Source organism: Paraburkholderia megapolitana, assembly GCF_007556815.1.
GTDB lineage: Bacteria > Pseudomonadota > Gammaproteobacteria > Burkholderiales > Burkholderiaceae > Paraburkholderia > Paraburkholderia megapolitana.
Genome location: NZ_CP041743.1, coordinates 322,071 through 335,730, shown reverse-complemented (window position 1 = coordinate 335,730; position 13,660 = coordinate 322,071). Strand labels below are relative to the sequence as shown.

The window sequence follows — 13,660 nt, the reverse complement described above, 5'->3', positions numbered from 1 at the left end:
GGGGTTCGGGTATGGCGAATTGCTCTGGGTTGTCCAGTTCTCGACTCGCGGCTTACGGCTTACGGCGCGCAGTGAAGTACGGCCTTCGTATTGGCCGGTGTCGACGCGCCCGAAGGGGCCGATCCGCCCGCCGGCGTCGATGCACCCTGAGCGGGCGGTGTCTGTGCCGACGATCCAGGACCCGTGCTTCCAGATGTCGACTTCGAATCGCCGCCGCACGCGCTGAGCAGCACCGCCGACGCACAGAGCACCGCTCCCAGCAAAACAGCAGAGCGCGCACGCGTGATAGTCATTGAATAGAAAGCGTTCATCAGTTCCCTCCGGATCCGGGTACGAGCGTCGACAGCGAATGCGTCGAAGCGCCGAGCGATAGAACCTGTGCCGAGGTCAGCACCTTGTTCCACATCGCGATGTCGTTGAAGGTCATCGTGCCGAGGTTGCCGCCGCTGTCGGTGGTTCGCGTGTAGTAGTTGCCCGTCGCGTCCTCGTTAAAGCCGATGGTCGAATAGACGCCGGCAATCTTGCTCATGTTGAAACCGCTCATGCTGAGCGTGGCGGACTCCATGCCGTACGTCGGGTCGTAGATGTAGCCAACTGCGGTTTGCGCGGTCGTGTCGACGGTCATGGCGACGTAGACCCACGCGTTCTTCGTGAAATTGAGCGCTGCATCGGAGCGGCTGGAGCCGTCGGAGATATTGAATTTCAACTGGCTGCCGCTTTCTTCTGCGATGTTGAAACCGGGGTTGCCGCCCGACCACCAGTTCTTGTTGCTGATTACCGGCGAGTCGCTCTGACCGTCGTTCGAGTAGAACCAGAAGCCAAACGAGAACTGCGGTTTGTTGCTGACGTCGTCGGTGAGCTTCATGCCGTTCCCTGCGTTCGGCGTGCTGATTAGCGATGCAACCTGCAACGCGTTGAAGCCGAAACTGTCGGGAACGAACGAGGCTGTCGTCGTCGATGTCGCGTTGAATTGCGCGAGCGCCACGCCCGGAGCGATCGCGTCCGCGAGCCCCTTGTCGAACGAGAAGAAGTGGATCAGGCCCGAACCGAGCGTCGGGTCGAGTACTACCGACTGCACGTAGTTGATCTGCGCGAGCGTGGAGACGGCCGCGCCGTCCGCGGCCAGCGTGTAGTTGAACGAGTAGGCGCCACTGGTCGTTTTACCGAGCTGAGTGTCGGCATACGACTGCGTGTTCCCCGACAACGTTGCGAGCAATGTGCCGTCGCGGTACAGCAAGAGCTGTGAAGGTGTGACGGGCGGCAGGGCCCACGACAGATTCAGGCTGGCCTGATCGCTGCCCGGCGTTGCCTGCAGCAGGCGAGGGCCGATCTTGCCGATGAGCGACGTGCCGTCGATCGCGTAGAGCGCGGGGTTTGCTACTGCACCGAACCAGCTCAATACGGTTGGTGTGATATCGGCCTGCGTTGCGCCCGCCTGCAATTGCGCGAGTGTCGGCTTCGCAGCGATTGTGCCTGTCGACGCAGTGGTCGAGCCTACCGTCAAAGGCTGATTCGACGCGATGAAGGCCGTCTCGTTCGACAGCAACGGAAGGCCGCTTTCCGAGCCGGTAGCGTCGAGCCCTTCATCGGTTGTCACGATGACGAGCCAGTTTTCGTTGACGCCGTTCTGCTTCTGACGCGCGGCGATCGCAGTCTGTAGTTGGCCGATTTCCTGATCTGCCGTGGCAAGCGCGCTCACATAACCAGCCTGTAGACCGGCGCTCTGCGCGGCGACTGCCGGTCCGCTCAGATTGGCGAAAATCAGATCGTCGTTGCCGGTCAAAATCGCCGCAGTCGCGGCCTTGACGACACAGCTATCGACCCCCGCGCAATCGACCGATGCATCCGCATCGCCGGACAGCAACGCATCGAGCGTGCTCCAGCTCGCGATTTCAGCAGTGCCTTGCGCGTTGGCCAGCTTCGCGAGCTTGAAGACGGTATCGGCTGCGATGGTCTGCGTCGCATCGTCCTGGCGCACGCCGTGCCGGTTGGCCCATGTGCCGGTCAATACGGTGGCCCAGCCGGGCGCCGCGAGCGTGGCCTGTTGCGTGGGCGTTCCCGCGATGCCACCTGCGAGCGCCGGCACGATGGCCATCTGCGCGAGATTAGGCGCCTGGTGCTGGGCGAGCGCCTGTTGCAGCGCGCTGTACTGCACGCCCGACACACCAATCACGAGCGCTTTCTGACGTGCCTGGCCCGTGGGTTGCGAGGTCGAAGTACCGCCTGCCGGCGGTGTCGTCGTCGATGCACCGCCGGGCGCAGCCTGACCGACCTGACCTGACGGTGCCGATGCGCCAATGTCTCCACCACAACCGCCGAGCAGGACAGCGCACGACAGCGGTCCTAAACTCGTGATTATCCAGATAAAAACTTTTTGTAAGTGCCGGGACATCAAACGCTCCGCTACGTTGTTCGCCGGTGATGGATCGTCCCGACGCGAGAACCGGGACAAGCGAAAACATACACACTCGTTGCAACAAATCACCACAAAATGCACAAAAACAACACAGATTTTGGCGACATGACAATGTCACGGTCGGTGATGTAAGGATCGGTAGGCGCTTGAGCGAGCCGCGGACATACCGGATGACGGGGCTTATGAAGACCGGCGCAACGCACAGGGAGACGCGATGTCGATAGAAGATGGATACGGCGACGACTGGATTGCGGCGGCAACCCATGTCCGCGATTTTTCGTGCGATGCGGTGTTCCTCATCGACGACGGCCGTTTCGTCGTCTCCGGCGGCGATTTGTCCGACGATGAGCGCGAGCGTCTGAGCGAACCGCTGCGCGAATTCGGCCTGGCGTCGCCGGCGCACACACATCTATCGACCGGCGATCTGCTGGGTCGCGAAAGCCATCTCGCGCGCTATTACGAACAACTGATCGCCATTGCCAGTGCGCACGGAAAGGCACGAGAGGTACAGACGGGGGGATTTCCTCACTTCGCGGTGAAGCCGGCGTTCATTGCCGCGGGACAGGACCTGACGAGCTTTGTCTGGATCGATTGGATCGCGGAGACGGCGGAGGCTCTGGAGGCACTGGCAGCGTCTCGCGGTCTCGTGCAGCGGGAAGTGTGGGACTACCTCGATCAGGGATGGGCTGTGCGCATCGTGTCTCGCGGCGAGATGACTTACCTGCTCGAGTGGAACTGGGAGGACGATGAAGACAAGCTGGCAGGCTACGGCTTCGCCACGGACGAACTTGCCCGCCAGGCCGCGGCCGCGCTCGAACGTCTGTCGATCATCCATCGACGGTTGATCGAATTGATGGGCCACGATTACTGGACCTATATACGGCCGCCTGCTGAAACGCGCGCGAGGGTTACGCCATCGGCATTCGGCAGGAAGGTGCTTTCGTTGATCAGGCTCCCGCATGCGAAGCGGCGGAGCCGCTGAACCACGAATAAGCTTGCCGGGTTGACTGCACCCATCAATACACCGTGCGAAACTACCGCTCGCTCCCACCACAAAACCAGTAGCCACCATGTCCGTCGACCTGAGTCTGATTGAGCGCAGCGCGTGCGAAGTCGTCGATCTCTTACGCGAAGAAACAGTGAGTCCGCATGACCTGCTCGATACGCTGGCCGCGCAGATTGCGCGCGTCGAGCCGCAGGTCAATGCGCTGCCCACGCTGTGTTTCGAGCGCGCGCACGCGCATGCCGATGCGTTGCTCAAGAAGCCGGTTAGCGAGCGCGGTTTGCTGTGCGGCTTACCGGTACCGATCAAGGACTTGACCGATGTGGCCGGTGTGCGCACGACGCGTGGCTCGCGGGTCTATCGTGAGCGCGTTCCGGAGACCTCGGATGCCGGTGTGACGCTACTCGAAGCGCGCGGCGGCGTGGTCTACGCAAAGTCCAACACGCCTGAGTTCGGCTCGGGCGGACATACCTATAACAGCGTGTTCGGTATTACGCGTAATCCGTGGGACTTGTCGCGCTCGGCGGGCGGGTCGTCCGGCGGTGCAGCTGCGGCGCTGGCATCGGGCACGGCCTGGATCGCGCAGGGTTCGGATCTCGCGGGCTCGCTGCGTACGCCTTCTTCGTTTTGCGGCGTAGTGGGCTTGCGTCCGACGGCCGGGCGCGTCGCATACGGCCCGGCTGCCAATCCTTTCGACACGCTCGGTATTCACGGGCCGATGGCGCGCAACGTCACGGATGCAGCGCTGCTGCTCGACGCGATGTGTGGCGAAGTAGTCTCCGCACCGTTGTCGTTGAGCGAGCCGACGACCTCGTTTCTCGAACACGCACGCCAGCCGCAGCGTCCAGCGCGCGTCGCGTTTAGCGAAGGACTTGGAATTGCTACCGCCGAGCCGGAAATTCTCGCAATCTGTCGCCAGGCGATGGATCGATTGACCAACGCAGGCATCGGCGTGGAGCAGAGCGACATCGATCTGAGCGCGGCGACGCACGCGTTCCACGCACTGCGTGGTGTGGCCTACGCGGCGAACTACGAGGATGTGCTCGCCCAGCATCGCGATGTGTTGAACCCGAACGTGATCTGGAACATCGAGTTCGGCTTGCAGGTGGATAACCGCGCGATGGTCTCGGCACACCGCACACGTGGCGAGCTGTTCCACAAGATGAATGCGTTGCTGCAACACTACGATGTGCTGATCTGTCCGGCTGCGATCGTGCTGCCGTTTCCAGTCGAAGCTCGCGATATCCGCGACGCGGCCGGCAAGCACTTCGAGACGTATATCGACTGGCTCGCAATCAGTTATGCGGTCACGCTCACCGGCATGCCGGTCATCGCGATTCCATGCGGAATGAGCGCGAGCGGGTTGCCCGTTGGCATTCAGATCGTGGGGAAGGTGCGCGGGGAGGCAGCGCTGCTGTCGGCGGCGCGGGCGATTGAGGAGGTGATTGGTACGTGGGCTGTCGGGAAACCGGAAACGGCCTGAACAGGTTCCGGGCGCGCGAGCCTAAAAAAGCTCCCGCACCCGGTGATACAACATCCCAATCTCAAGCGCCGGCCCCCGCAACGCCGGCCCACCCGGAAAGCGCGCATGCCGGAGCGCGGCGAACAGATCGAACGCAGCGCTGTCACCCGCGATCGCCTGAGCAACGACACATCCCGCGATACCGGTCAGCGCGACACCATGCCCTGAAAACCCCTGCACATAGAAGTAATTCGGATCGATCATGCCGAAGTCGGGCGCGCGGTTCCGCGTGACATCGACGAACCCGCCCCACGCGTATGCCGTACGCACATCGGCGAGTTGCGGAAAGACCGCGAGCATCCGTTGACGGATCGCCTCGGTGAGTTGCGCCGGCGACGCGCCAGTCGAACTCGCACGACCGCCAAACAGCACCCGATGATCGGCGGACAAGCGAAAGTAATCGAGAAAGAAATTGTTGTCGCAGATCGCTTCACGCCCTGCGATCAACGCATTCGCGCGCGCTTCGCCGAGCGGTTCGGTGGCAACGATATACGACGCGATCGGCGCGATGCGCGCCGCGACCGCCGCCGGCAGCACACCGCCGAGCGTCGCATTGCCGCAAGCCGCGACAAAGCGACAGCGCACTTCGCCGGCCGAGGTACGCACGCGCGGTTGCGCGCCGCGCACGACTTCGAGCACCGGTGAATGCGCAAATAGCTGAGCACCTTCGCGCCGCGCGGCATCGGCGAGACCGAGACAGTATTTGAGCGGATGCAGATGCCCGGAGAGCGGATCGTAGACGCCGGCCAGATAGCGCTGCGATGCCACGCGCGCGCGGATCGCATCGGTATCGAGCCAGCTGAGCTGCGTATAGCCCCAACGCTGCGTGGCAGCGTCCATCCATGCACGCAGGTCCGGCACACGCTTGGGCCGCGTCGCGACAGTCAGATAGCCGGGCGTGAAATCGCAGTCGATACCATAGCGCTCGATGCGCTCGCGCACGAGCCGCACACCTTCGACCGACAGCGCCCAGGCAGCGCGCGCACCGTCGAGCCCCAACTGCCGTTCGATCACCTCGTCCTTGGCAAAACCGACCAGCGTCTGGCCGCCGTTACGCCCCGACGCACCCCAGCCGGGCCGGTGCGCATCGAGCACGATCACCGACAGCCCGCGCGCACGGCATTCGAGCGCCACCGACAAACCCGCATAACCCGCACCGATCACGCATACGTCGGCGTCATGCGCGCCTTGTAACGACGGATCGTCGGTAGCGGGGCGCGGGGCGCTGGCTTCGTACCAGGAGTTGCGGATCAACGCGTCCGCACGCAGATCGAGACTGTCAGCCATCAAAGCAGATCCTTCATTCGATACCAGGCCATCGCGAGCACGAGAGCCGGGGTGCGCAGTGTAGCGCCGCCCGGAAAATCGCGGTGGCGAATCTTGCCGAACAGATCGAAGCGCGACGCCTGGCCGTCGATCGCTTCCGCGATCAGCTTACCGGCGAGCCCGGTCGTATTGACACCGTGCCCCGAGAAGCCCTGGGCGAAATAGATGGTAGGTTCGATGCGGCCGAAGTGCGGCGCACGATTCATCGTGATGTCGACGAGACCGCCCCATGCGTAATCGATCTTCACGTCGGCGAGTTGCGGAAACGTCTTCAGCATGTCGCGGCGCATCGCTTCGCCGAGATCGCGCGGCGCACGCGTCGAGTAGCTGACCTTGCCGCCCCACAGCACGCGACCATCGGGAGAGGGGCGGAAGTAGTCGAGTACGAAGCGCGTGTCGCAGATCGCGGCCTGCGCGGGCATCAATGCCTGTGCTCGCGCCTCACCGAGCGGTTCGGTTGCAACCACGTAGGTGCCGACCGGCATGATCTTGCGCGCGACGGCCGGTGCAAGCGTATTGAGGTAGGTGTTGCAGGCGAGCACGACGAACTGGGCGTGTACGGTACCGCGCTCCGTCTGCACAACATGGTGGCCGTTTTCGCGGCGCAGCGCGGTGACACAGCTATCTTCGAAAATGCGCGCCCCTGCAGCACTCGCGGCGCGTGCGAGACCGAGTGTGTAGTTGAGTGGATGCAGATGGCCGCTATCGGGATCGAACAGGCCGCCGAGGTAGCGCGACGACTGCACGTATTGCTCGAGCGCGTCGCGTTCGACATAACGCAGCCGGTCGTAGCCAAAGCGCGTCGCGGCATCGTCGCGTGCGCGGCGCAATTCGTCGACGTCGCGAGGCTTGTTCGCGGCCGTGAGGTAGCCCGAGGTCAGATCGCAGTCGATGCGGTGCTTCTCGACGCGCATACGAACGATATCGAGCGTCTCCTGGCCCATCGCCCAGATGCGCTGCACGTCTTCTTCGGGCAGGTACTGCGCGAACGCGTCGATACCGCATGCGAAACCGGCAATCAATTGCCCGCCGTTACGTCCGCTCGCGGCCCAGCCTACTTTCGATGCTTCGAGTACCGCAACCGAATGGCCGCGCTCGGCGAGATTCAGTGCGGTGGAGATACCGGTCAAGCCACCGCCGATCACGCAGATATCGACGGCAATCGTGCTGTCGAGCGGCGCATGGCGGGTCGTGTCGTTAATGGTTGCCGCGTAGTACGACGCGACATGGGGTTGCTGCGAAAAACCAGTCATAGGCAAGAAAAACCAGAGAGGCCGAAACGCGCTGCGATGCAATCATGCGCTGCCTGCACCACAGCACGCCTCGGCCCGAACCATTAGAACGCGTAGATCAACTGCGTGCCGAGCAGATCGTTGGACTTCGCATACGAGCCGTCGTTGCGCAGGAACACCTGCTTGTTGGCCCAGTCGTGCCGGTATTCGACCTTCACCGTGAGCTGTTGAGTCGGATAGAACAGCAGATCGAGCGCGACGTCCTGATGGATGGCACCCTTGCACTCGAAACCGAGGCCACCACCGGCCTTCGAACTGGCCAGGCAATCCGCGCCGATGCCGAAGCCATCCGCCGTATCCATACCGTTCGCGTTCAGCGCGACACCGCCACCACCGCCGCCGTTCTTGCTGTCGACGAGTGCGTCATAGCGCGCGGTCACGCCCATGCGTCCCACCACCGGCATCGAGAACTTGCGGTGGGCGAGCAGCGAGATGCCATACCACTGTGCCTGGCCGCCGTTGTACGCCGCGTTCTGCTGCTGGCCGTAATCGAGTTCGGCGTTGTACTGCACGTCGGCCTGCGTATAGGTCGCGTCGGCTTCACCGAAGAAGAACGCGCCGAACGCATTACGCGACTGCCCACCGACACCGTAGACGAACGAGCCAGGAACCGGCTGGCCGTTGGCATCGGTTGCCTGCGCCGATGCCAGCGTCTGGCGGCCGATATTGAACGAACCGCCGATATCGAGCGCACTCGACCACGTGTAGTCGACGCGCGCAGTGAAGGTCGGGATCTTGTTGCTGCTGGTGATCGGGTCGCCGAGCGAATTGGTGCCGACCTGTACCACCGAGCCATAGGTCCGGTATTGTTCGTTGCCGAGCATGAACTTCCACGCCCACGGGCTGCCGTCGCCGGTGTAGTTCAAGCCGACGCCGATATAGCTGCCCGGGTCGGAGAAGTCATACAGCAGATTGTGCGTGAGCGTCAGCATCTGGTTCGACTGCTGCACTTCATAGCCACCGAAGCTCGGCATCAAACCCGCCACGACGGTCGTCGTCGCCGTGACCGGCACGGTAATGACAGCGGTGTTCAGCAGGTTGTTGCCGATGTTGCCGTGCTCGTTCTGCAACAGCGTGATGCCGTTGCCGCGGTTCGGCATCAAGGTAATTTCGGCGGACGGCGCCATTGGCCCGACACCGAAGGTCTTCTTGATGTCGAGGTACAGATCGCCGAACGTGCTGTTGAAGTAGTTGTAGCTGCTTTCGTGATTCGCGAACAGGAACGACGAGCTGCTTGCCGCGCGGTTATAGATGTACGTCGGATCGATGTAGCCGGTGACCGACAGACCCGCAAGCGGTCCGGTATTGGCCGCGTCGACGAGCGAATCCACCTTCAACTGCTGATTCGCGATCTGCTGTTTCATCGAGCCGACTTCGTCGTTGGTCAACGTGGCCCGAGCCTTGCCGTAATCGGGCGACGAGACGTCGACCGGCGCGACCGCTACCTCGGGTGCGGCGGCTCCGCCTCCCGTCGCTACCGCAGGCGTGCCAGGAGCCGCCTTCTTCCCCGCGACCTGCGCACGCAGTTCCTTGACTTCTTTTTGCAGCGCATGCAACTCGGCCTGCATCGCCTTGATCTGATCGCTGGTCGAGTCCGCGAACGCGACGCCTGGCAAGGCCCCCGCGACCAGCAGACAGATAAGTTTCTTCTTCATCTATTTTCTCCTTGTTAGTCGTATTGCAAGGCACTGCTGCTTATGCGCGGGCCGCGTCGAGCGGTTTCCTGACGGCGGCGGGTTGAGGAACGTGAGCGTCGGCGTCGCTGGCCATTGCAGCGGCGAATGCCATCTGCGTGTCGCGGGTGCGTTTGCGATCGCGTGCGAGGATCCACTGGTTGGCAGCGATCACACCGATCGTGACGATCGTGATGAAGATCGTTGCGAGTGCATTCATTTCCGGATTCAGGCCGAGACGCACACGCGAGAACACCACGAGCGGTAGCGTCGTCGAACCGGGACCGGAGAGGAACGCGGACAGCACGAGATCGTCGATGGAGAGCGTGAACGACAGCAACCAGCCGGCCATCAGCGCTTGCGAGATCAGCGGCAGCGTGATCAGGAAGAACACCTTGAGCGGCGTTGCGCCGAGATCGAGCGCGGCTTCTTCAAGCGATTTGTTCAGCTCCTTCACGCGCGACTGCACGATGATCGCGACGTACGACACGCACAGCATCACGTGGCCGATCCAGATCGTGAAGATGCCGCGGCCCTTCGGCCAGCCGAGCATCTGTTCGAGCGCAACGAAGAGCAGTAGCAGCGAGATGCCCTGGATCACCTCGGGAATCACGAGCGGCGCGTTGATCATTCCGGCGAACAGCGTGAAGCCGCGAAACCGCCCGAAGCGCGCAAGCACAAAGCCGGCCCACGTACCGATCACTACTGACGCACACGCGGTCAGCAAACCGATCTTCAGCGACAGCCACGCCGCGGTCAGCAACTCGTCGTCCTGCAACAGCGCGCTGTACCACTTGAACGAGAAACCGGACCACACCGTGACGAGCTTCGACTCGTTGAACGAGAACACGACGAGGCTGATGATCGGAATGTAGAGAAACAGGAAACCGAGCGTCAGCACGCCGGCAGACAGGGATTTGTTCGGCCGGATCATTTCGCGCCCTCCAGTTCCTTGACCTGGTAGTACTGGAATACGGCCATCGGCACGAGTAGCAGCAAGACCATCGCGACCGTGACGGCGGATGCCATCGGCCAGTCCATGTTGTTGAAGAACTCATCCCACATCACCCGGCCGATCATCAATGTGTCGGCACCGCCAAGCAGTTCCGGAATCACGTACTCGCCGACCGCCGGAATGAACACCAGCAGGCTGCCCGCGATGATGCCGTTCTTCGACAGCGGCAGCGTGATACGCGTGAATGCGGTCCACGGTTTGGCGCCGAGATCGTAGGCGGCTTCGAGCAGCGTCAGGTCCATCTTCACGAGGTGTGCGTAGAGCGGCATCACCATGAACGGCAGGTACGAATAGACCATGCCGATATAGACACCGATGTCGGTGTGATAGAGGCGAAACGGCGAGTGAATGACGCCGAGCGCCATCAGCGTGTGATTGAGCAGGCCGTCGTCCTTCAGGATGCCGATCCACGCATACACACGGATCAGGAACGACGTCCAGAACGGCAGCATCACGCCCATCATCAATATGTTGCGCGTGGCGGGCTCGGCGCGCGCGATGTAGTAGGCGATCGGATAGCCGATCAGCAGGCAACAGATCGTCGACACACCGGCCATTTTTAGCGAGCTGATGTAGGTCGCCACATACAGGTCGTCCTGCAGCAGGAACAGATAGTGTCCTAGCTGCAGCGCGAAATGCACGACGCCGTCTTTTACCGTCAGCAGTTCGGTGTACGGTGGAATGCCGAGGCGCAGGTCGGCAAAGCTGATCTTCAGCACCAGCACGAACGGCAGCGCGAAAAACAGCGTGAGCCAGATGAACGGCACGCCGATTACGGTGGTGCGACCCGACGGCAACAGGCGGCGAAACCACGCACCGATCGACGTGGACGAAGCGTGCGCGCCAGGGGCGAGCACGGTAGTGGAGGAGGGAGTGGTGGTTTTCATTGTGTGAGCACCACGCCGCTATTAGGCGACCAGTAGACGAACACATCGTCGTTGTAGTCCGGCGCGCCTTCGTTCATCAGATGCGAGCTAGACAGGTTCGATACGACGATCTTGCCGCTCGGCAGACGCACGTGATACAGCGAGTAGCTGCCCATGTAGGCAACGTCGGACACCACGCCGCGTGCCCAGTTATGCGGCGAGGACGGCCGCTCGCGCGAGACCTTGATACGTTCCGGCCGCACCGAAATGCCGACCGGCATGCCGAGCGGCCCGGTAATCCCGTGGCTCACGTACATGCGCGTTTCGAGGTCTTCGCTCTCGACGAAGATGTGATCCGGCTCGTCCTCGACGACGTGACCCTCGAACATATTTGTCGTGCCGATGAATTCCGCCGAAAAACGGCTGTTCGGAAATTCGTAGACCTGCGTCGGCGAGCCGATCTGCACGATGCGGCCTTCGCTCATCACGGCGAGGCGGCCGGCCATGGTCATCGCTTCTTCCTGATCGTGCGTCACCATCACGCAGGTCACGTCGACTTTCTCGATGATGTTGACGAGTTCGAGCTGGGTCTTCTGACGGATCTTTTTGTCGAGCGCGGACATCGGCTCGTCGAGCAGCAGCAGCTTGGGCCGCTTCACCAGCGAGCGCGCCAGCGCCACACGCTGCTGCTGGCCGCCCGACAACTGATGCGGTTTGCGCTGCGTGTACTTGCTCATCTGTACGAGGTTCAGAACGTCTGCGACGCGCTCTTTAATCTCGTTCTTCGGTGTGCCTTCCTGCTTGAGGCCGAACGCGACGTTCGCCTCGACGCTCATATGCGGAAAGAGCGCATACGACTGGAACATCATGTTCACCGGACGGCGATACGGCGGCAGCGCAGCGAGATCTTCGCCGTCGACGAAGATGCGCCCCGAGGTGGCTGTTTCCAGTCCCGCGAGCATTCGCAGCAGGGTAGATTTCCCGCACCCTGAGCTACCGAGCAACGCAAACAGTTCATTCTTCGCGATACTCAAATTGACATTGTCGACAGCAATACTGTCGCCGAACTTCTTCACGACGTTTTCGATCCGGACGAATTCATCCGATTTCGTTTTTGTCGCAACCGTTTGACCGGCCGCCTGAGCGGCTTGAATAGGAGGCGTCGATATCATGGTGTAACCATTCGTTGCGGATCGCGGGCGCGACTCCCCCTGCGCAAGACGCAACAGCGGCTCGCAAGGTGCCATAAAGATGCCTACGACCTGGAAAACATGGGACTGCGCGTTGGTCGCGCAGGCTAACTGCCTGTTGCCTGTTTCGAACGACACAGGGATCGAGCGACCCCTGTGTCGCGGTTATCGTCAGCGTTCAAGCACGTTCGTGGAAAAACCGTTGGCCACCGCTCTCTCAGTGGCCTGTCTTCAATTGCGCCCACAGGCGGTTCTGCAGCCGCAGGATGTCCGTCGGCATCGGCCGCATCAAGGTCATCTTGCTCAGCACTTCGTCGCCCGGATAGACGGTGGTGTCCCCCGACACGCCCGGCGTCACAAACTGGCGCGCGGACTTGTTGGCAGTCGGATAGAACACTTCGTTGGTGATCGCGGCGTTGACCTTCGGGTCCTCGATGTAGTTGATCCACTTCATCGCGGCTTCCGCGTGCGGCGCATCCTTCGGCACGACCATCACGTCGAACCACAGCAGGCCGCCTTCCTTCGCGTTCGAGAACTTGATCTCATACGAGCGCTTCGCTTCCTGGGTGCGGCGGCGCGCGATACCGACGTCGCCGGACCAGCCGAGTGCAACGCAGATGTCGTTGTTGGCGAGGTCGTTGATGTAGCCCGATGAGTTGAATTGCGTGATGTAGGGGCGGACCTTCTTCAGCACTTCGAACGCGGCCTGATAGTCGGCGGGGTTCGTGCTGTTCGGGTCTTTATGCATGTACTGGAGCGTTGCAGCAAACACGTCGACCGCCTGGTCGAGGAACGATACGCCGCAGCCCTTTAGTTTGGACAGGTTGGCCGGATCGAGGACCAGCGCCCAGCTGTCCACCGGTGCATTCGCGCCGAGCGCTTTCTGCACGGCCTGTACGTTATAGCCGACGCCATCGGTGCCGTAAGCCCACGGCACGCCGTACTGATTGCCGGGATCGGCATCGGCGATCATCTTCATCAGGACGGGATCGAGATTCTTCAGGTTCGGCATCTGCGCCTTGTCGAGCTTCTGATAGACGCCCGCCTGAATCTGCTTGGCCATGTAGTTCGACGTCGGCACCACGATGTCATAGCCGGAACTGCCTGCCAGTAGCTTTGCTTGCAGCGTGTCGTCGCTGTCGTAGTTGTCGTACTTCACATGGATGCCGGTCTCTTTTTCGAAGTTCGGAATCGTGTCCTTCGCGATGTAGTCGGACCAGTTGTAGACGTTCAGTTCGGTATCGGCGGCGCGGGCCGGTGGCGGCAGCACGGTGCAAAGCCCGGCAATAACAGCCAGCGCGGCCCCCGCGACCGCAAGACGAGGAGGACGTCCAGATTGACTAGCGCTCATGGTTTT

Annotated in this window: 11 protein-coding genes; 2 read left to right on the top strand and 9 right to left on the bottom strand. The window is 62.0% G+C overall.

Going from position 1 to position 13,660, the window contains the following annotated elements:
• Nucleotides 1-59: 59 nt before the first annotated feature.
• Together FNZ07_RS01380 and FNZ07_RS01375 are read right to left on the bottom strand one after the other, a co-directional pair.
• Nucleotides 60-311, bottom strand: coding sequence for a hypothetical protein (locus FNZ07_RS01380; protein WP_091007401.1), 252 nt, complete (start codon nucleotides 309-311; stop codon nucleotides 60-62).
• A complete protein-coding gene (locus tag FNZ07_RS01375; protein WP_091007397.1) occupies nucleotides 311-2,392 on the bottom strand; it encodes a hypothetical protein in 2,082 nt (693 codons plus the stop codon). Before FNZ07_RS01375 ends, FNZ07_RS01380 begins: the two co-directional genes overlap by 1 nt.
• Nucleotides 2,393-2,630: 238 nt before the next feature.
• Between FNZ07_RS01375 and FNZ07_RS01370 the strand changes: the two genes are divergently transcribed.
• Nucleotides 2,631-3,398 carry a hypothetical protein gene (locus tag FNZ07_RS01370; RefSeq protein ID WP_091007394.1) on the top strand — a complete coding sequence of 256 codons (768 nt, stop codon included), beginning with the start codon at nucleotides 2,631-2,633 and terminating at the stop codon, nucleotides 3,396-3,398.
• An 88-nt stretch (nucleotides 3,399-3,486) separates the two neighbouring features.
• Nucleotides 3,487-4,902 (top strand): amidase, encoded by a 1,416-nt coding sequence (locus FNZ07_RS01365; protein ID WP_091007391.1) that lies wholly within the window; start codon nucleotides 3,487-3,489, stop codon nucleotides 4,900-4,902.
• 21 nt (nucleotides 4,903-4,923) lie between these two features.
• Here the strand turns inward: FNZ07_RS01365 and FNZ07_RS01360 are convergent, their stop codons facing one another.
• The 7 genes from FNZ07_RS01360 to FNZ07_RS01330 all read right to left on the bottom strand — a co-directional run bounded on the left by FNZ07_RS01360 (nucleotide 4,924) and on the right by FNZ07_RS01330 (nucleotide 13,654).
• Nucleotides 4,924-6,228, bottom strand: coding sequence for an NAD(P)/FAD-dependent oxidoreductase (locus FNZ07_RS01360; protein ID WP_091007388.1), 1,305 nt, complete (start codon nucleotides 6,226-6,228; stop codon nucleotides 4,924-4,926).
• A complete protein-coding gene (locus FNZ07_RS01355) occupies nucleotides 6,228-7,520 on the bottom strand; it encodes an NAD(P)/FAD-dependent oxidoreductase (RefSeq protein ID WP_091007385.1) in 1,293 nt (430 codons plus the stop codon). The genes FNZ07_RS01360 and FNZ07_RS01355 overlap by 1 nt, the downstream gene beginning before the upstream one ends.
• Before the next feature lie 83 nt (nucleotides 7,521-7,603).
• Nucleotides 7,604-9,214 (bottom strand): DUF3138 family protein, encoded by a 1,611-nt coding sequence (locus tag FNZ07_RS01350; protein ID WP_091007382.1) that lies wholly within the window; start codon nucleotides 9,212-9,214, stop codon nucleotides 7,604-7,606.
• Nucleotides 9,215-9,254: 40 nt separating this feature from the next.
• Nucleotides 9,255-10,166: an ABC transporter permease subunit gene (locus tag FNZ07_RS01345; RefSeq protein WP_091007379.1), complete on the bottom strand. Its 912-nt coding sequence runs from the start codon at nucleotides 10,164-10,166 to the stop codon at nucleotides 9,255-9,257.
• On the bottom strand, nucleotides 10,163-11,134 hold the full coding sequence (locus FNZ07_RS01340; protein WP_091007376.1) for an ABC transporter permease subunit: 972 nt from the start codon (nucleotides 11,132-11,134) through the stop codon (nucleotides 10,163-10,165). The genes FNZ07_RS01345 and FNZ07_RS01340 overlap by 4 nt, the downstream gene beginning before the upstream one ends.
• Complete coding sequence (locus FNZ07_RS01335; RefSeq protein ID WP_091007374.1) at nucleotides 11,131-12,285, bottom strand: ABC transporter ATP-binding protein; 1,155 nt, start codon at nucleotides 12,283-12,285, stop codon at nucleotides 11,131-11,133. The genes FNZ07_RS01340 and FNZ07_RS01335 overlap by 4 nt, the downstream gene beginning before the upstream one ends.
• Before the next feature lie 235 nt (nucleotides 12,286-12,520).
• A complete protein-coding gene (locus FNZ07_RS01330) occupies nucleotides 12,521-13,654 on the bottom strand; it encodes a polyamine ABC transporter substrate-binding protein (protein WP_091007370.1) in 1,134 nt (377 codons plus the stop codon).
• Between the last annotated feature and the right edge of the window lie 6 nt (nucleotides 13,655-13,660).